Origin of the sequence: Collinsella phocaeensis (genome assembly GCF_900119895.1) — a bacterium.
GTDB lineage: Bacteria > Actinomycetota > Coriobacteriia > Coriobacteriales > Coriobacteriaceae > Collinsella > Collinsella phocaeensis.
Genome location: NZ_FQLR01000004.1, coordinates 280,578 through 300,245, shown reverse-complemented (window position 1 = coordinate 300,245; position 19,668 = coordinate 280,578). Strand labels below are relative to the sequence as shown.

The following is a 19,668-nucleotide window of genomic DNA, read 5'->3' as shown; positions in this document are numbered from 1 at the left end:
GCCGGCCCTTACGCCCCTACCCCCGCGCTCGGGCAGATATCCGACAGGGGGCAGTCGCCGCACAGCGGCTTGCGCGCGTCGCAGATCTCGCGGCCCAGCATGATCCACTGGTGGTTCACGTCGTTCCAGTACTCGCGCGGCAAGATCTTGAGCAGGTCCTGCTCGGTCTTGAGCGGCTCCTTCTCGTGCGTCTTGGGCGAGAGCCTGAGCCGGTGCGCGATGCGGTTCACGTGCGTGTCCACCGCGATGCCGTCGACGATCCCGTACCCGACGTTGAGCACGATGTTCGCCGTCTTGCGCCCCACGCCGGGAAGCTTGACGAGTTCCTTCATGTCGGCGGGCACGACGCCGCCGTAGTCGGCGACGATCATCTGGGCGCAGGCGATGCAGTGCTTCGCCTTGGTCTTGTAGAACCCGAGCGACTTGATGACGTCGGACAGCTCCTCATAGGTCGCCCCCGCCATCGCCTCCGGCGTCGGCCACCGGTCGAAAAGCTCCGGCGTCACCTTGTTCACCTGGGCATCCGTCGTCTGCGCCGAAAGCAGGACCGCGATGACCAGCCTGAACGGGGTCGCATGGTCCAAGAAACACTCGACCGGGCCGTAGCGCTCGTTCAGCCGGCGGCACACCTCGATCGCGCGCTCCCGCTTCGCTGCATTCGTCTCGCGCGGCATATCAGTCCTCCTCGTCCTCGTGTTCCCCCGCCCCGAAGCCCACTGCCTCGTCCAAGCCGAGGGTCGCGGCCGCCTCGACCTCATCCTCCATGGCCGTCACGCTCCTGAGCTTGCGCTCGATCACGTTCGTGCGCGTGTTGATGATCCCGTCGACCGTCCGCCCCGCCGTCTCGATCTGCCTGAGCGCGCGGCGCAGCTCGCCTTGGTACTTCGGGAACTCCGCCTTGACGGCCGCGAGCACCTTCTGGATCTCGTCGGCCTGGCGCTGGAAGGCGAACGTCTGGTAGCTCATCTGCAGGCTGTTCAGCATCGCCGCCATCGTGGAGGGACCCGCCACGTTCACCTGGTAGTCGCGCTGGAGCGAGGCCACGAGCCCCGGACGGTCGACGACCTCGGCGTAGAGGCCCTCGAACGGCAGGAACATGATCGCGAAGCCCGTGGTCTCGGGCACGCTGATGTATTTCGTCGATATGTCGCGGGCCTCGCTGCGGATGACCTGCTCGAGGGCGCGGCGCGCCGCGGCGACGGCATCGGCGTCGGCCGACTCCACCGCATCGCGCAGGTGCTCATAGGTGTCCCCGGGGAACTTCGCGTCGATCGGCAGCAGCACCGGATCGCCCTCGGAGACCGGCAGCTTCACGGCGAACTCGACGCGCTCCGTGGAGCCCGGCTTCGTGGCGACGTTCTCCAGATACTGGTCGGGGGCGAGGATGTCGGCGAGGATCGCGCCGAGCTGCACCTCCCCCAGTATGCCGCGCGTCTTGACGTTGCCGAGCACCCGCTTGAGGTCGCCCACGCCCGCCGCGACGCTCCGCATGTCCCCCAGCCCGCGGTACACGGCCTCGAGCTGGTCGCTCACCTGCTTGAACGACGCGCCCAGGCGGTCGTTCAGGGTCTGGGCGAGCTTCTCGTCGACCGTCGCGCGCATGCGCTCGAGCTGCCGCTCGTTGTCCGCGCGGACCGCCTCGAGCTGGCGGTCCACCGTGGCGCGGACCTCCCCGAGCCGCGCGTCGGCCGCCTCCCGGCTCTTGTCCAGGCGCTCGGCCGTCTCGCGGCGGAACGCATCGTTTTGCGCGCCCAGCCTATGGAGCTCGCGCACCGTCGCGTCGTGACGCTCCTGATCCAGCGCGTCGCCGGCCGCGGCGCGGCGGCTCGCCTCCGCGACCGCCCCGGCCACCCGCTCGGTCGCGCGACCCATGGCGTCGAGCGCCGCGAGCGCGCGATCGAGCTCGTCCTCGACGCGCGCGAGCGACGCCGCCCGCTCCGCCGCCGAGACCCGCGCGCGCAGGGCCAGGACGGCGGACACCGCCGCCGCGAGGCACGCCGCGACCGTCACGGCAAGGATCACTGTGAGTTCGCTGCCCATCTGAGCCCCATCCTCGTCTCGCACCCGCGGCATCCCGTCGGGCGCATCATCTCATGCGGCCATTATATTCGAGCTCCCGCAGAAACCCTTCCCGCCTCGCAGCGTGCCCCGCGGCGGCGCGCGGGACCGCGCCCCGCGCCGCAGGCCGCTCCCGCACCCGCGCCCGCGCCCCACCGGGCCGGCCGCACCGGCAGCGCGCCTGCGCCATGGTCCGACGCGAACCGGCCGCGACGCCGGGATTACGCCCGCGCCGACGGCCTACCCGCGCGCGAGCATGCCCGGGAGCGCCAGGGCGCGTCGCGCGAGCGCGGCGAGCATCTGGCCGACCTCCTCGGGCGTCGCCCCCTGAAGGATGCAGGTCAGCGTGTAGGCGAAGACGAACGATGCCAGGAGCAGCAGCGGGACCAGCAGGGCCGCGGCGACCGCGCGCGCGACGCCGGCGCGCTTCTTCCTCCGGGACCGCGCACGGTCGAAATCAAGTTCTTTGCGGTACGTCTCCTGCGCGAGCGAGTAGCCCGACCGGCGCACGGGCGCGATCCGCCCCGTGCCGTGCGGCGAGGGCTCTTCCAGATCGGCTGCGGCGACCGGGGCAGCCGGAGCAGCAGGGACCCCAGGAGCCGCCGGGCCGGCCGATGCCTCCGCCGCGCTCGGCCTGCGCGGCGTGCCCGTCGGCACGAAAACCTCCCCAGCCTGGGCCGGGGCATGCTCGATAAACAGGTTCATGCGCTACCTCCTCACGAGAGGTGAGCGCGAAAGAGGGTATCGTTCATTTTCGTCCCGAGCGGCGGGCGCGTCAACCGGCACGCGCCATGCGCGCGAAAGCGATCGGTGCGCGGACGTCAGCCCCAGGGGTCGCGCTCGAAGAGCGGCTCGGGGTCGGGGCGGCGGTCCGAATACGGGTCGTAGCCGTCGTCGTCCTCGTTCTCCGCGCGGATGCAGGGGTCCTCGTAGTCCGAGCCCGCTATGTTTTCATACTGAGTATCCATGCCGCCCATGATAGCGCATCGGCAGACGGCGCGATGCCGCAAGGGTCCCCCTCTCGACGGACAAGCATGCACACATAGAAACACTTAAGAAATCTTATATAAAGAGACTTAGATTTCTGTATAGAACGGCGCAGGGGTGGCAACAATACATCTCGATAGAACCATGTGCCGCCCCGCAGGGCGGCCGAGCGCGACCCGAGGGCCAGACCTCGATGCGGGAACCGTTCCCAACAGGAGGTGCGGGCGTTACGAGACGCCTCCCGAATCGGCGCCTCTCCTCAAATCGATTGGCGCCCCGCAGCGAGACCTCAAATCGGTGCCTGTCCCCAAATTGAGGCGCCCACATCGGGCGGGGGCCCACACGGTCGCCAGGAAGGAGATTCCATGAGAATCGACAAGCTTGCCATGACCTCGCGGGAGGCGCTGCAGAACGCCATCGGCATCGCCTCGGACGCGCAGGCCGGCGCGGTGGAGCCCATCCACCTGCTCGCGGCGCTGCTCACCGGCGGCGAGCGCAACATCTCCGTGATCATCGAGCGCATCGGAGCCGACCCCGCGATCCTCACCGCCGCAGCCGAGGACGCCATCGCGCGCTCCCCCAAGGTCGAGGGCGCAGAGGCCAGCCTTTCGCATGGCCTCGTCCGCGTGCTCGACAACGCGGAGAAGAAGGCCTCCAAGATGGGCGACAGCTTCGTCGTCACCGAGCACCTGCTCATGGCGCTCGCCGAGGACAAGGGCGACGCCGGCCGCATCCTCGCCGACGCCGGCGTGACGCGCGCGCGCATCGAGGAGGTCTATACGGAGCTGCGCGGCGACGACCGCGTCACCTCCGCCGACGCCAAGACCGAGTTCGAGGCGCTCGAGCAGTACGGCCGCAACATCTGCGACCTCGCCCGCGCGGGCAAGCTCGACCCGGTCATCGGCCGCACCGAGGAGATCCGCCGCACCATCCAGGTCCTTTCCCGCCGCACCAAGAACAACCCCGTGCTCATCGGCGAGCCCGGCGTGGGCAAGACGGCCATCGTGGAGGGCATCGCCCAGCGCATCGTCGCCGGCGACGTGCCCAGCACCCTGCGCGACCGCGACCTGATCGAGCTCGACATGAGCGCGCTCGTCGCGGGCGCCAAGTTCCGCGGCGAGTTCGAGGACCGCCTGAAGGCCGTCCTGAAGGAGGTCGAGAAGGCGAACGGCCGCGTCATCCTGTTCATCGACGAGCTCCACACCATCGTGGGCGCGGGCGCCAGCGAGGGCTCCATGGACGCCGGCAACATCCTGAAGCCGGCGCTGGCCCGCGGCGACCTGCACGCCATCGGCGCCACCACGCTCGACGAGTACCGTAAGTACATCGAGAAGGACGCCGCGCTCGCCCGCCGCTTCCAGCAGGTCTTCGTGGGAGAGCCGACCGTCGAGGACACCGTGTCGATCCTGCGCGGCCTGAAGGAGAAGTACGAGATCTTCCACGGCGTGCGCATCACCGACGGCGCGCTGGTCGCGGCCGCGGACCTCTCGAGCCGCTACATCGCCGACCGCTTCCTGCCCGACAAGGCCATCGACCTGGTCGACGAGGCGGCGAGCCGCCTGCGCATGGAGCTCGACTCCATGCCGGTCGAGATCGACGCCATCACGCGCCAGCTCACGCAGATGCAGATCGAGGAGCAGGCCCTCATGAAGGAGACGGACGCCGCCTCCGCCGAGCGCCTGGAAGCGCTGCGCCAGGACATCGCCGAGACGCAGGAGCGCCTCAACGTGGCCAAGGCCGGCTGGCTCAACCAGAAGAACGCCATCGACCGCGTCCAGGAGCTCAAGGGCAAGCTCGACGAGGCCCGCAGCGAAGAGGAGCGCGCGACGCGCGACGGCGATCTCGCCCGCGCCTCCGAGCTGCGCTTCTCCGTGATCCCCGGCCTCGAGGCCGAGGTCCGCGCCGGCGAGGACCAGCTCTCCCAGCAGAAGGAGGGCGAGGGCGCGCTCAAGGAGGAGGTCACCTCCGACGAGATCGCCGAGGTCGTGAGCTCGTGGACCGGCGTGCCCGTGGCCAAGATGATGCAGGGTGAGCTCGAGAAGCTCCAAGGCCTCGAGGACGAGCTGCACCGCCGCGTCATCGGCCAGGACGAGGCCGTGCGCGCCGTCGCCGCCGCCGTCCGCCGCAGCCGCGCGGGTCTCGCCGACCCCGACCGCCCCATCGGCAGCTTCTTCTTCCTGGGCCCCACCGGCGTGGGCAAGACCGAGCTCGCCAAGGCGCTCGCCGCGTGCCTGTTCGACGACGAGCGCTCGCTCGTTCGCATCGACATGTCCGAGTACATGGAGAAGTTCAGCGTCCAGCGCCTCATCGGCGCGCCTCCGGGATACGTGGGCTACGACGAGGGCGGCCAGCTCACCGAGGCCGTGCGCCGCAGGCCCTACAGCGTGATCCTGCTCGACGAGATGGAGAAGGCTCACCCGGACGTCTTCAACGTGCTGCTCCAGGTGCTCGATGACGGTCGCCTCACCGACGGCCAGGGCCGCCAGGTAAGCTTCAAGAACACGATCGTCATCATGACGAGCAACGTTGGCTCCGACGCGATCGCCGAGCTCTCCGGCACCGACGAGCAGGAGATGCGCCGCCGCGTCGACGAGGCCATGAGCCACACGTTCAGGCCCGAGTTCCTGAACCGCATCGACGACATCGTGGTGTTCCACCCGCTCGGCATGGCCCAGATCGAGAAGATCGTGGACATCCAGCTGACCGACGTCCGCGAGCGCCTCGCCCGCGAGCGCATGACGCTTTCCATCACGCCGGCGGCCAAGCAGATGCTCGCCGTGGGCGGCCTGGACCCCGTGTTCGGCGCGCGCCCGCTCAAGCGCCTCATCCAGCGCGAGGTGGTCGACGCGATCGCACGCGCGATCATCGACGGCCGTGTGCGCGAGGGCGACGCCATCGCGCTCGGCGTCGACGCGGAGGGGTCGTTCACCGTCGACGTCGAGCCCGCGGCGGACGACGCCGTCTACGAGGTGCCCGAGGCGTAAGGCCTCGGCCACGGGGCTCTCGTCGCGCCCTGCGAGCGCGGTCCGTTCGATCGCGCCCCGCAGCCATACCTCAGGCCAGAACGGCCGGCAGCCCGCACGGGCCGCCGGCCGTTTGCCGTATCCGCCCGCGCGCCTCCCTGTTTCCGCCCGTGCGCCTCCCTTGGTGCCGCCGACCGACGCCGGCGCGCGCAGAAGGCACCTTTCCGTAGATCCCGCCGCCGCGGCGACCGGATGGCCGCAGCCGCCCTCACCGCGCAATCGCACCGCCCATCGGGTTCGCGCCGCTGGGCTGGATCGCGCAGCATTTCGGCCGCCTCCATGCGCCGTGCGCCGCGGCGCGCTACATACGGCCGAGCACCGCGTGGGCGGCGAACAGCGCGACACCCACGACGAACAGGGGACATGCCACCGAACGGCACGCGGCGCCTTTGCGCGCACGGACGGAAGAGCGCTCGCGCCGCACGCCGCGAGCGCAGCGAGCGAGGCCCATCCGCATGCGTACGCCAGCGGATGGGCACCCGAGGCATACGCGCTTGCCGCGACACCGTGCACACCGCCCGCAACGAGCAGGGCGACCCCGCGCATGCGATACCTCTTCATGGAACGGGCGCGCGCCCGAAACCGCAGCGCGCCCGCGCACAGCGCGGCCAGGCACGCAGGCCCCATGAGTGCAGAAACGATTTCGACCACCAGAATCGGTTTTATACCGGTCCCTTCGTATTCTCGGATGCATGGTGCGAGCCCTCCCTGCGGACGCGCCCGCGCCGCACCGTCGGTCCGCCGCCTGCCCCCGCACCGTTTGCCCGCCACCCGCGCCCCTCCTTGCCAACCGCCATAAGTTGACCTAGGTTATCTTTATTTGCAAGGGATTTCGCTCGCCCGCCCCCCCCGTTCGTCGATTGCCGCCTCCATCCACAAGACGGCTATGTTTCAGCTGTTGAACGTGCCTAACCGTTTCCAAACCGCGAAACCGCTCGCCGTGCGCCGCGCCTCACGTGACGGCGCGAACCGCGGTCCTGTGCTAGCGTCGACGCATGGAAGCACTTGTTCTGTCACATCTCACCGCCCTTCGCGCGCTCCGGCGCGCGCGACGGGTCAACGCCGCCCATTTGCCGAGCCACCTCGGACGCTCCGAACAAAGGCGCGTGCTTCTCGATGCGCTCCCCAGCCGAGCCTCCCTGGATCTTGACGAACTTGCACGGCTCGGCGCGCTCGACGACGGGCCGTGCTCCCCAATCGACTGCCTGATCGGCGCCTCGATCCATCGCCGCCGCTTTCCGGGAATTCGCTGCCATGCGCTTTCCCGACCCTTGCCCTCCGATGCGCTCGTGAACCTGGGTCACGGCCTCTACACCACCGGCCCCGCCTTCACCGCCCTGCTTTGCTCGGCGGGCCGCAACGCGGGCGAGGTCCTCCCGCTGCTCATGGAGCTGCTGGGAACGTACTCACTGCCCGAAGCGGCGACGCATCCCATCGCCCACGGCGGCATCTGGCCCGACCCGGGTGAATCAGGCCTCGTCGACGCAGGCCACTCCCGATACATTGGCCCCGAACAAGGCGGCGATAGCCCCGTGGACCTTTCTGTCGACCAGGCGCACTACCGATGCGAACCCGCGGTCACGCTGCGCGAACTCGGCAATGTCGCCGCATGGGGCAAAAGCTCTGAGTATAGGGCGTTTTCCCAGGCTGTGCGTCTCGCCGCCCCGGGCGCGGCATCGCCTTGCGAGTCGATCATGTACGGCATGTTTGGCGCTCCCATGGGATACGGAGGATTCGGGGTCTGCTGCCTGCCCGGCGGTATCCTCCTCAACGAGACCATCCGATACGACGAACGAGCCCGAGACGCCTCCGGCGGCATCCCCTACGCCATCGCCGACGCGTTCATACCGGGCGCACGCCTGGTTCTCGAATACAACGGCGCCTACCACGAACAGGAATCATCGCAGCTGCACGACAACCGACGCAACAACGGCCTCAAGGCAATGGGTATCGACGTGATCGTGCTCGATCGCGCGCAGATGCGCAACCTGAGCGCGCTCGAGGCCATCGCAGCGACCATCTACAAGCGCGCCGGGATGAGATTCCGCTACCGCATCAATGGCTACAGGTCGCGCCAGCTCGATTTTCTCAACAGCATGCGCCGCGCGAGCGGACTCCGCGCAATCTAGCCGCCTATCGCGCATAAAAGGGGGTTGTCTTATTTACTTTTTTCAATAACCCCCTGCTTTTTTGGACAAATCTGCCAGATAATGACGATTACAGGATGTTGGTATTCATAGGGATCGATAGGATATGGTCTCTTAGCACCCAAAAAAGAGCCAAACCCGCTCATTTTTATTTTTCTGACCCCCTTTTTAAGGGACAGTCTGCGCTTCGATCGTCATTATCTGGCAGATTTGTCCAAATAACTAGGGGGTTTCTATTTATTCCCATTGTATAGACCCCCTTTGGCGGATCGGCGCTCGTTCAGTCCCATCGAAAACCCCGCAAAAACCGACATGTCCCCACCGCGCTCGCGCTGCCGTTCGTTTGACAGGGACAGGCGCGCCCATCACTATGGGTGGAAACCATCTGAAAGGAACGCCATGGCAGCAGCCCAACCTAAGAAGATCCGCATGGTCGCCGGACTCGGCAACCCGGGCGACGAGTACGCCGACACCCGCCACAACGCCGGCTTCCAGGCGATCGACGAACTCGCTCGCCAGGCCAACGTGACGTACTGGAAAAACCAGCTCGGCGCCGAGGTTGCCTCCATCCAGGTCCACGACCCTGATGCGGGGGGCGGCCGCCGCGAGGTCCTGCTCGTCAAGCCGCAGTCTTACATGAATACGAGCGGAGGCCCCATCTCCAAGCTGTGCGCGCAGCACAAGATCTCCGCCGACGAGCTTCTCGTCATCCACGACGAGCTCGACATCCCCGAGGGCGACGTGCGCGTGAAGGTCGGCGGCGGGCATGCCGGCCACAACGGCCTGCGCTCCATCATCGACAAGATGGGGAGCCGCGACTTCTCCCGCATCCGCGTCGGGATCGGCAACCCCCCGGGGCGCATGGCCGTCGCCGATTTCGTGCTCAAGCAGTTCCGGCCCAAGGAGCTCGAGGCGTTCCAGGATACCTGCAACCGCGCGGCCGACGCCGCCAGGCTCGCCCTCACGCAGGGCGTCGTCTACGCGCGCGACCACGTCAACGGGGGCGCGGCGGGCAACGGCAAGCACTAAGCTCGCCCGGCTCCGCCAGCGCACCCGCGACGTCATCGCGCACCTGCGCGCACCAGCCCGCCACCTTCGGGGCGGCCGTGCCCACCCGGGCCGGCCGCCCCGTCATGTAAGCAGATAAAAACGCTTTACCCTCCACCCGCCGCCGACGATGACCGCACGCCGGGGACGCCCCTCCCCTCCACCGGAATCTCCCTTCGCGCAAGCAGTTTGAGAAACCTCAGGGGTATACTGAAAGCGGTATGCGCAAACGCCGGGCATGCGCCCGCGCGCACACCGGACATGGTCGCAACCGAGACGCCGTCCCACGTCATAGGGCCCGGCGCCTCAAAAGGTAGAGAGGGGTTGTATGTACCAGATCCTGAAGAAGACGCAGTTCTCGGAGAAGGTCTTCGAGTTCCGCGTCCACGCTCCGAGGATGGCCAAGAAGGCTCACGCCGGCCAGTTCCTCATGGTGCGCGTCGACGAGACGGGTGAGCGCGTGCCGTTCACCTTCGCGAACTGGAACGCCGAGGAGGGTTGGATCGAGTTCATCTTCATGGTGATCGGCAAGACCACCCAGTGCCTGTCCCAGCTCGAAGAGGGCGACTACATCAAGGACGTCACCGGCCCGCTCGGCATGCCGACCGAGGTCGACGGCGACTCCGTGGCCGTCATCGGCGGCGGCGTCGGCCTGGCTATCGCCTACCCCGTCGCCCGCATGCTCTGCGAGCAGGGCAAGAACGTCTACGTCATCATGGGCGCCCGCACCAAGGACCTGCTCATCCTGCACGAGCAGTTCGACGCGCTGCCGCTCGCCGGCCTGTACGTCACCACCGACGACGGCTCCATGGGCGAGCAGGGCGTCGTCACGCTGCCGCTCGCGCGCCTGTGCGAGACCAACGCGATCGACCACGCCTTCTGCGTGGGCCCCGTCCCGATGATGAAGTTCTCCGCGCGCACCTGCCGCGAGCACAAGATCCCGATCATCGCCAGCCTCAACCCCATCATGGTCGACGGCACCGGCATGTGCGGCTGCTGCCGCGTCGAGGTCGGCGGCGAGACCAAGTTCGCCTGCGTCGACGGCCCGGACTTCGATGCCAGCGCCGTGGACTGGGACGACCTTGCCGCCCGCCAGGCCACCTATCGCGGTGAAGAGGCCGTATCCGTCGCTCGTCACAAGGAGGCCTGCGCATGCCAGAAGTAAAGAAGTATCGCCCGAACATCGGCGCCCCGCGCACCGCTCCCAACGAGGAGCCCGCCGCCGAGCGCGCGTGCGATTTCCGCCCGGTCGATACCGGCTTCACCAAAGAGAACGCCATCGCCGAGGCCAACCGCTGCCTCGACTGCAAGAAGCCCCTCTGCATGGAGGGCTGCCCCGTCGGCGTGAACATCCCCGGCTTCATCCGTCGCATCCGCGAGGAGGACTGGGCCGGCGCGCTCGAGACCATCAAGGGCGATAACCTGCTGCCGTCCGTCTGCGGCCGCGTGTGCCCGCAGGAGAACCAGTGCGAGGGCAAGTGCATCCTCGGCCGCAAGGGCGAGGCCGTCGCTATCGGCCAGCTCGAGCGCATGGTGGGCGACATGGCCTCCGAGGTCGGCCGCGCACCCGTGTGCAAGCCCAAGAACGGCAAGAAGGTCGCTATCGTCGGTTCCGGCCCGTCCGGCATCGCCTGCGCCGGCGAGCTCGCCCGCGAGGGCTTCGACGTCACCGTCTTCGAGGCCTTCTTCACCGGCGGCGGCGTGCTGACCTACGGCATCCCCGAGTTCCGTCTGCCCAAGGCGATCGTGAAGCGCGAGATCGACGGCCTGGAGCAGCTGGGCGTCCACTTCGAGTACAACTCCGTGGCCGGCCGCTTGTTCGATGCCGAGGAGCTCTTCAACGAGGAGGGCTTCGATGCCCTGTACCTCGCCGTGGGTGCGGGCCTGCCCCGCTTCCTGCACGTCCCGGGCGAGAACCTGCCCGGCGTGTACTGCGCGAACGAGTACCTCACGCGCACCAACCTCATGCACGCGTACGACTTCCCCGTCTACGACACCCCGATCCGCCACGGCAAGAACGTCGTCGTCTTCGGCGGCGGCAACGTCGCCATGGACGCCGCGCGCACCGCGCTGCGCCTGGGCGCCGAGAGCGTCACCCTGGCCTACCGCCGCACCGAGGCCGAGATGCCCGCGCGCCTGGCCGAGGTGCATCACGCCAAGGAGGAGGGCGTGAAGATCCTCGAGCTGTCCAACCCGCTTGAGTTCATCGCCGACGAGCAGGGCTTCGTGTCCTCCGTCAAGCTCGAGCGCATGGAGCTCGGCGAGCCGGACGCCTCCGGCCGTCGCCGCCCCGTGCCCGTCCAGGACTCCGCATTCGAGATTCCCTGCGATGTGGCCATCACGGCCATCGGCACGCGCGCGAACCCGTTCGCAAGCCTGGTCGCCGACCTCAACCTCAACCGCTGGGGCCTCATCGAGGCCGACGAGGACGGCCGCACCTCCAACCCGAAGGTGTGGGCCGGCGGCGACATCGTGACCGGTGCCGCTACCGTCATCCTCGCCATGGGCGCCGGCAAGAAGGCCGCCGCTTCCATGAAGAAGGAGCTGCTGGGCGAGTAATCCCCGCTCCGGCACAGCGTTGACGCCTAGCGCCCGTCGGCTCGGTTGAGTCGGCGGGCGCTTTTTGCTGCAGCCGTTCGCGCTACGGCGCCCGTCCTGCACTCCGACATGGGCTGGCAGTACCGGCACGCGGCCTACGTCGGCGCGCTGGCGGAGAACGGCTTCGTCCAGAGCATGTCGCGCAAGGGCAACTGCCTGGACAACGGCGCCACCGAGCAGGTCTTCGGCCATCTGAAGGACGAGTTCTTTCGCGGCCGCGACTGGGACACGTTCGAGGAGTTCAAGGCGGACCTCGAGTCCTACATCCGCCGCTGGAACCACGTGAGGCGCCAGGTCAAGCTGAAGGGCCTGACCCCGGTTGAGTTCCGGGAGCAGGCCCTTCGGAAGGCCGCCTAGCGGTTATGATTTAGCGCGTCCAAGTTTTGGGGCGCAGTTCACACGAGGTCCACCCCCTTTGGATCAATGGCTATCGGCGGTTGCGCCGCTTCGCCACGACGATGCCGGCGACCACCGCGACGAGGCCCGCGGCCCCAACGCCCATGATGGCGAACATGGAGTCGTCACCCGTCGCCACGAGCGATCCGCCACCCGAACCGGTTCCCGGCGTCGTTCCGGTGCCGCCCGGCGTATCGCCGCCGCCCGGTCCGTCGGTCCCGCTGAACGTGTTGCGGAAGACCGGTGCGCCGGTCTCGCCCTCCGTGATCTCGAACTCGAGCTTGCCGGTATGGTTGCCCTTCTCGTCCAGATCGCTTGCGACCACGTGATACGTGAACTCGGTCTTGTCGTACTCGATACCTTCGGCGTCGCCCGCGACCTCGACGATCCGGAAGTCATACGCTCCCGCGCGATCGATCGTGACCGCATCGAACACGACCGGGGCGTAGCCGCCCTCGACCGGAGCTCCGTTCTTGACCGTCTGGAGCAGCGTGCCCGCGCCGTCGTACAGCTGGAAGGAGAACTCCCCCTCGCGCAGCCCACGACCGGTCAGGACCTTGGCGGCGTTGAACGTGATCGTCCTGGGCGCCACCGCGTACTCGTTCTTGAACTCGGCCTTGAGCTCCTTGGCGTCGTCCGAGCCGTAGGTCCACGTCACCGCGAGCGTTCCGTCACCGTTGTCGGCCACATGCGCCCGCAGGCTGTATGCCCGGTTGTCGTAGGTCACGCCAGCGGCGTCACCCGTCTCCTCGCGCAACGTGTACGCAAAGTCACCCGGCTCGGTGAACGTCACGGCAGGCAGCTCGACCTTGCCTTCCACATCGTTCGTCCCCGTGCTCACGACCTTGCCCGCTGCGTCCACCAGCTGGAACGCGAACTCGCCCGCAAGCATGTCGCGGCCGCTCAGGGTCTTGGTGATGGTGAGCCCCGCGGAGGTCGGGGACGACGGGGTAGGCTCGACCGCATAGGTGTTGGTGAACGCGAACTGCGCACCCGGCTTCTCCGAGCTCACGGCGCTCAGCGTGCCGTCCCCGTTGTCGGTGACGGTCACGGTGAAGCCGCGGCTGGAGACGGGGTCGTTGACGACGCCCGGCACCTCGCCGGACTCCGTCACCGTGTAGTCGAACGTCTTGGTGCGCTCGCCCGAACCGGATCCGAACACGCTCTCCATGGTGTAGGAGATCGTGCCGAGGTCGACAGAGCCGGATGCGTCGTTGACAGCCGTCTTGACGCCGTCCTTGGCGCCCTCGGGCATCGGAGCGTCCTTGGAGCCGGTGAGGGTGAAGGTGTACTTGCCCGCGATATCCGGGGCGGTCTCACCGCCCTCAACCTTGAGCACCTTGGTACCGCCCACGGCGAGCTCGGCAGAGCCGCCGACGCCCGTCCCGTACGCGTTGCGGAACTCCAGTGAGCCGTCGGAGCCCTCGGGATAGACCACCTGGGCGTCGAGCGAACCGGTGCCGCTATCGGTCACGAGGACCTTGACCGTGAAGGACGCCGCGACCGGGGTCACGCCGGCCGGCAGCGACGAGATGTCCTCGGAGACGGTGTAGGTGTAGGTGTAGACGCCGTCCGCGTAGGCGGCGAGACCTGCCGCCACGTCTCCGTTGAGCTTCTCAACCGTATAGGCGATCGGCTCGAAGGCGATATCGCCCTGGGCGTCGTTGGTGCCGCGGGTCACGGGCTCGGCCGCATCGTCCAGCGTGTTGACCACGCTGAAGGAGAACTCGTCGGCCTCAAGCGGACGGCCGGTCAGGGTCTTGTGCGCCTTGATCGCCGCGGCGCCATCCCCGCCCACGTCCACGGAACCCGCGTCGTAGCTGTTGTTAAAGGTCACGGTGACGGGGTCGGCCACCCGTGCGCCGGACGCGGCACCGGTGTACGTCGCCACCTTCTCGCCGTCGAGCGAGACCGCGACCTCGAGCACACCCGAGCCGCCGTCCGTCACCGCGAAGGCGAGCTCGTGCTTCGCGCCATCGTACGTCACGCCGTCGATGATCTTGCCGCCGTCGGCCTCGAAAACCGTGTAGCGGTAGGTCTTACCGACATCCTCCTGCGCGAAGGAGAGCTTCGTGGCGACCGAAAGGGTCTCGGTTGCTGTGTTTCCGACAAGCGGTGCGCCGGCGGTGCCCACCGTGAGCTTGTGGCCGCCGTTGAGCTTCGCCGCGGATTCGTCGTCCATGCCCTCCACGGTGAAGGAGAATGCATCCTTGGCAATGGCCTTGCCGGTCATGTTCTTGACGATCTGCAGGCCAGCCGCGGCGTCGAAGTCCACCGCGCCCGTGGCGTAGCTGTTGGTGAAAGTCCCCTCCTCGACCGTGGCGGTCGCGGCGAGGTTGCCGGAGCCGTCGTCGGTCACGGTGACCTTCACCTTGGCCGCGTGGCCGTCGTAGGCGATGCCCGGGTTGGCGGCTTCGCCCTCGGGGACGACCTCGCGCACGGTGTAGGCGTAGACCCCGGCCCTCTCGAAGCGGATCGGCCCGAAGCCGAAGTCCGCCGCATCGAAGCCGTCGGCCTTGCGCATGGCGGCCGAAACCGTCTTGGTGAGCGTGCCGTCGCCGTTGGCGGTCACGCCGGCGTCCGGGTCGGCCTCGGGCATGGGTGCGCCGTCGGCGCCCTTGAGCGTGAAGGCGAACTCGTCGCCGTCCCACGCCTTGCCCTTAAGGACCTTGGTGAAGGAGAAGCCAGCGGCGGCCGGGTCCATCTCGACGGCGCCCGGGGTGTACGTGTTGGTGAAGGTCGGAACGGCCGCCGGCTCGCAACTTGCCTCGACGTACAGCTGACCCGTGAGGTTGTCCTTGACCTCGCAGGTGACGGTCGCGACCATCGCGCTGTCATAGGTCACGCCGCCCCTGGTCCAGCCAGCCTTGGCCCGCTCATCGGCACCTGCCAGCCCATACGTTTTGCCCGGAACATCCGGATTCGTCGCATCGTCGGGAATGACCTCGCGGACCTCGTAGACATAGGTTCCCGCCTGCGTATAGGTGATGCCCTTGAACCCGAAGTCCTTGATCGCCGCATCGAGGACAGCGCCCGTCGTGCTGTCGTAATGGGGCGCGCTATCCTTGGTGACCACGGCGCGCGCGTCCTTAGGCATCGGGATCTTTGTCAGCGAGTCCGCATCCGTCTTGCCGTTCAGGGACTTCGCGGTCAACGAGAACTCGAATTTGTCCGTATCCAGCCAACCGCGGCCCGAGAGCTTCTTGGTCAAGGGCAGCGCGCCCGCGGTGTCCTCGATGACCGTCTGGGCAGGTTCGTATCGGTTCTCGAACGACACCGCCGGGACCGTCCCGAGGCCAGCCAGGGGTTTCCCATCGCGATCGACGATCTTGGTGACGGTCGGCGTGACGGAAAGCTTGCCGGTGCCCGTATCCGTCACTGCAAGGTCCACCCGGTATTGGGAGCGATCGTAGGACACGCCCGCGGTATCGATTCCCTCCGCAGGAACATCCTCGGCAACGATATAGGAGAACGTCTTGCCGGCGTCTTCCTGGGTGAAGAGGATATCGCCCAGAATCTTCTTGCTCACCGGCGAACCTGCAGAAGCCTTGGGGAACGAAATCTCGGTGTCCGCCTTCGGCAGCCTCGCGTTCGCATCGTCGTCGGTCGTATTGCCGGCGGTGTTGTCGATCCCCACAACCGTCGCGGAGAACTCGCCGGCCTTCATCGCGCGGCCCGTCAGGACCTTGCTCACCTTGATACCCTCAGCAAGGGCCCCTTCCGCATGGTAGACGTTGGTGAAGACCGCCTGATCGACGATCGACGGGGCCTGGGGGTTGATGTAGCTCACCTCTGCCTTGAGCTTTCCGCCGGCATCGGTGATTGTCACCACGGCCTCAGCCGTGGTGGGATCGTAGGTCATGTTGGCAGCCGGGTCGCCGGGCACCATCTCCTTGATGGCGAAGCGGTAGGTTCCCACCTTCGAGAACGTCATATCGGCATCGAAGGCGAAGCCGCACGGTTCGCCGTTCTTCGCCCCCTTCGCTTGCGCGGTCAACTCCGTTGCGGTCTTGTCGGAACCGAAGACGAGCGCGTCGGACTTAAGCGCCTGCTTGGTGAAGTCATCGAACGCCGTCAGTTCAAAGGTGAACGCCTCGCCCTCAAGGGCATCACGGCCCTTGAGGGTCTTCTGGCCCTTGATTCGGGCGTCGCCCGCAAGGACCGCGTCGACAGGGTCGTACACGTTCTTGAACGTAACGCTGTTGCCGATGATGACGGCAGCGTCCGGTTCCGGCGACTCGTGGTAGCTGATCGCGGCGGTCACGTGATTCACGTTATCGGTGCTGTTGTCATCGATCTTCACGGTGACGCGCGCATAGTACACAGAGCTGTCGTAGGTCACGCCATCCTTGGTCCAGCCGGCCTGCGCTCGCTGGACCTCGTCGGCTTCTGCATAGCTCTTCTTCCCGCCATCCACGCTCGCATTGACGGCATCACTGGGGATAACCTCAAAAAGCTTGTACACATACGCTGCGGAGTCGCCTGTCTTGACGTGTTCCTGGGTAAACGTGGCGGTGCCGAACGCGATGTAGCCCAGCGTGTCGTTCGTCGACTTGTAATACTGGGTCCCGTTCACGTCGGTGTCCGTCGGAAGCGGATTGCCGTTCTGATCAGTCGGGATGGGCGCACCCTCGGTAATCGGAACGGCGCCGAAGGTGAACTCGCCGGCAGCGAGGGCACGACCATCCGTCGTGTCGACCAGTTGCTTATACGCATTGGGGCCAAGCGTTATCGAATCGTACGCCGCGCTGTTGTTGAACGTCACCGGCTTGGCGGCGTCGAGCGACAGCGGCGTGTCGAGCTCGACACCCGCCTCGCCGAAGGTCTGGAACTTGGCAACTGAAGCCTCGAGCTTCCCTTCCTTGTCTTTCACCGTCACGATAACGCGGTAGTTCGCTCGTGAATACGTAATGCCGTCGACGAGCGTGCCGGACAAATCCTCCGTGATGAGGTAGGTGTAGGTACCCGGCCGATCGAACGTGATGGACCCGAAGCTCCCCGACGCTCCCCCCGAGTTAGACGTGCGCATGACCGATTTCGTCATGAACGTGCTTCCGTCTTTCTCGGACGTGGTCGCACCATCAGGGAAGGGGCATTCGGTCGCATCGGCGCCTTCCTTCACCTCGGCCAAGAGCATCGTGAACGTGGCATCGGCCGGCGAGAACTTCTCCCACGCGCCATCCAGCTCTTGCATCTCCTCTTTATAGGTGCCATCAGCTTGCTTGACGGCCTTCATGAGGTTGAAGTGCTTCTCGTACGAGAACGCCTTCTCATCGACAGTGGCAGGGGTCGGCGTATACGTGTTCACGAACGTGCCCGTTTGCGTCTCGCCTGCAACGACCTCGCCCGCGATGGCGCCCCCGTCTGCAGGCTGCGTCTGCGGGTACAGGGTATCGGGCGACTCTTCCACCTTATAGGACGCCCCGTTGGGCAAGCCGTAGACCTTGATGGTCTCACCGTGCTTCAGGGTATGGGTATCTCCAGACTTGATGGTGTAATCGTTACCGGCCTGATGCTCGGCACCATTCTCATCCACCGCGAACGTCGCAGCGTCGAATGCGGTGTCGGCCGGCAACGTTCCAAGATCTCCAAACGTGAACGTCAGCGTGAAGTCACGGACTTTTGCGTCCTTGCTCAGCTCGAAGCCCTCGGGGACCGCGACCTCCTTTCTCACCGCGACCGATGCCGTGCGCTCGTTGGTGATGCGGACGATGTTCGTCCCCGTGAACAGGGCGCTCAGGTTTTTGTTCGCCACCTTGGACAGATCGGTCCAGTTGGCCAAGCCCAAGTCGGACGTATCCGGCTTTTTCGCCTGCGACACCATGGCGCGCACGTAGCCTGTATCCACCGTGAATGCAGGCGCTTTGATGCCGGAGTCGACCGGAACGTATTCCAAGTACGCAGAACCGGGGCGGTTTTCCATCGTCACCGTATCGGTGCCCGGCTTCCACGCATCAAGCGCGTACGCACCATCGCCGTCCGCATCGGAAGCTGTGGACGTCGCCTTCGTGGCGATCACCCGGTACAGGGTCATATCGATATCGTCCTTGACGCCGAACTGGCTCATCGAGTCGACGAGCGAACCGATGCCTCCCAGCGTGACGACGCCATCGCCCTCCACGCCGGCGTCGGCGTGCACGCCCTCGTCGTCCACGATGACGCGCACGACGGCATCGTTGGGGATATAGCCCTTCGGAGCCTTGTCGGCATCCTCCACCAGATAGTACGTCCCGGGGCTCAGCGGACCGAGCGACAGCATGCCGTCCATCTTGATGGTCGCGTCATTATTGTTCCGGTTGTCCTGCGTCTTGCCGGTGAATGCGGGATCCTCGCCCGCGCGGGGCGCAAGCTTCCCGTCCGCCTCGATCATCTGGTTCGAGCGGTAGAAATTGAAGGTGACGCCATTCACCGGCGTCCCGGCGTCGTCAACCTTCTGGACATGGAGCATATTCTTGATGTCGGTCACGTGCAGGTTCGCCGCGCTTTGGCGCTGGAAGTACTGAGTACTCGTGTCGAGGCGGCTGATGTTACTCTTCCCGTCATACGCGTAGAAGGCGACGGTGTAATCGAAGTTGCCGGCGTCCTGATTCTCCTTACTCACCATGGAGTAGTACTGCTCGGGATCGCCGGGAAGCTCCTTGAGGTCGGCCACGTATTTGCCGTCCTCGTTCTTCTCGAAGTAGACTTTCTGGACATCGGCGAGCTGCGTCGTCGAGGTGATCGCGTTCTTGGATACCGTCCAGCCGGCAACGGAGTTACCCGACACCGCATGCCAGCATGCATTCATATCGTCAACGGAGCGGTCGCGCTTGAGGATGACGGCGAAGACGTTGCCGTCCCCGACCTCGATCTCGCGCCCGTTGCCGTATTCCTTAACGGTACCGCCGGCGATAGTCACCACCTGCTCGGGGCGCGCGTAGACACCCGACTCCCAGTAGTTGTCGGACAGCAGGAAACCTATGGACTTGTCGGCGTTCGTCACGTACTTGAGCCGCGCGTCCGGACTCTTGCGATAGCCCTCGGGGGTCTTGGTCTCCTTCAGCACGTAATGGCTGATGCCGGACGCGTTGAGGTTCATGAAGTTGATGGGCACGGTGTTGGCGTCCGTGAACGTGAAGCTACCGGTCGCGTCGGTGACGCCCGAGCCGATGAGCTTCTCGTTTTCGTACGCAGCATCCGTCTGGTACAGCTTGAACTCGGCACCCTGAACGCCCTTGCCCAGCTGGTCGACCTTGGTCATGGTGCTCGCGGGGATGTCCACCAGGTTGTACTTGAGGCTCAAGTTGGAAGGCCCGGACCCGCGCTCAAGGTAGTAGAACTTGAGGGTATGATACGAACCTGCTTTGAACGTTCCGTTTTCCAGGTTTTCACTGCCGAAAATCTCCTGCAACGAGGTTTTCTTGTAGTCCCAG

General features: G+C 66.4%; 11 protein-coding genes. 6 read left to right on the top strand and 5 right to left on the bottom strand.

Annotated elements, in window-relative coordinates:
- Positions 1–8 precede the first annotated feature (8 nt).
- The 4 genes from nth to BQ7355_RS09155 form a co-directional block, all read right to left on the bottom strand.
- Positions 9–674, bottom strand: a complete 666-nt coding sequence (nth, locus tag BQ7355_RS03415; protein ID WP_072414937.1) for an endonuclease III — start codon at positions 672–674, stop codon at positions 9–11.
- A 1-nt stretch (position 675) separates the two neighbouring features.
- Positions 676–2,040, bottom strand: coding sequence for a DNA recombination protein RmuC (locus BQ7355_RS03410; RefSeq protein WP_072414936.1), 1,365 nt, complete (start codon positions 2,038–2,040; stop codon positions 676–678).
- Between the two features lie 258 nt (positions 2,041–2,298).
- Positions 2,299–2,763 carry a hypothetical protein gene (locus BQ7355_RS03405; RefSeq protein WP_072414935.1) on the bottom strand — a complete coding sequence of 155 codons (465 nt, stop codon included), beginning with the start codon at positions 2,761–2,763 and terminating at the stop codon, positions 2,299–2,301.
- Between the two features lie 116 nt (positions 2,764–2,879).
- Positions 2,880–3,026, bottom strand: a complete 147-nt coding sequence (locus tag BQ7355_RS09155) for a hypothetical protein (protein ID WP_159430436.1) — start codon at positions 3,024–3,026, stop codon at positions 2,880–2,882.
- A gap of 384 nt (positions 3,027–3,410) precedes the next feature.
- Between BQ7355_RS09155 and clpB the strand changes: the two genes are divergently transcribed.
- The 6 genes from clpB to BQ7355_RS03370 all read left to right on the top strand — a co-directional run bounded on the left by clpB (position 3,411) and on the right by BQ7355_RS03370 (position 12,217).
- Positions 3,411–6,029: an ATP-dependent chaperone ClpB gene (clpB, locus tag BQ7355_RS03395; protein ID WP_072414933.1), complete on the top strand. Its 2,619-nt coding sequence runs from the start codon at positions 3,411–3,413 to the stop codon at positions 6,027–6,029.
- A gap of 1,034 nt (positions 6,030–7,063) precedes the next feature.
- Positions 7,064–8,197, top strand: a complete 1,134-nt coding sequence (locus tag BQ7355_RS03390) for a PDDEXK family nuclease (RefSeq protein ID WP_072414932.1) — start codon at positions 7,064–7,066, stop codon at positions 8,195–8,197.
- Between the two features lie 417 nt (positions 8,198–8,614).
- Positions 8,615–9,244 carry an aminoacyl-tRNA hydrolase gene (gene pth / locus BQ7355_RS03385; RefSeq protein ID WP_205407557.1) on the top strand — a complete coding sequence of 210 codons (630 nt, stop codon included), beginning with the start codon at positions 8,615–8,617 and terminating at the stop codon, positions 9,242–9,244.
- Between the two features lie 346 nt (positions 9,245–9,590).
- Positions 9,591–10,427, top strand: a complete 837-nt coding sequence (locus BQ7355_RS03380; protein WP_072414930.1) for a sulfide/dihydroorotate dehydrogenase-like FAD/NAD-binding protein — start codon at positions 9,591–9,593, stop codon at positions 10,425–10,427.
- A complete protein-coding gene (gene gltA / locus BQ7355_RS03375; protein WP_072414929.1) occupies positions 10,415–11,821 on the top strand; it encodes an NADPH-dependent glutamate synthase in 1,407 nt (468 codons plus the stop codon). The genes BQ7355_RS03380 and gltA overlap by 13 nt, the downstream gene beginning before the upstream one ends.
- A 108-nt stretch (positions 11,822–11,929) precedes the next feature.
- Positions 11,930–12,217, top strand: coding sequence for an IS3 family transposase (locus tag BQ7355_RS03370; protein ID WP_205407556.1), 288 nt, complete (start codon positions 11,930–11,932; stop codon positions 12,215–12,217).
- Positions 12,218–12,287: 70 nt separating this feature from the next.
- On the opposite strand, the gene BQ7355_RS03365 is transcribed toward BQ7355_RS03370, so the two are convergent.
- The gene (locus BQ7355_RS03365) at positions 12,288–19,646 is read right to left on the bottom strand and encodes a Spy0128 family protein (protein ID WP_072414928.1); all 7,359 of its coding nucleotides are present in this window, start codon (positions 19,644–19,646) and stop codon (positions 12,288–12,290) included.
- Positions 19,647–19,668: the final 22 nt, after the last annotated feature.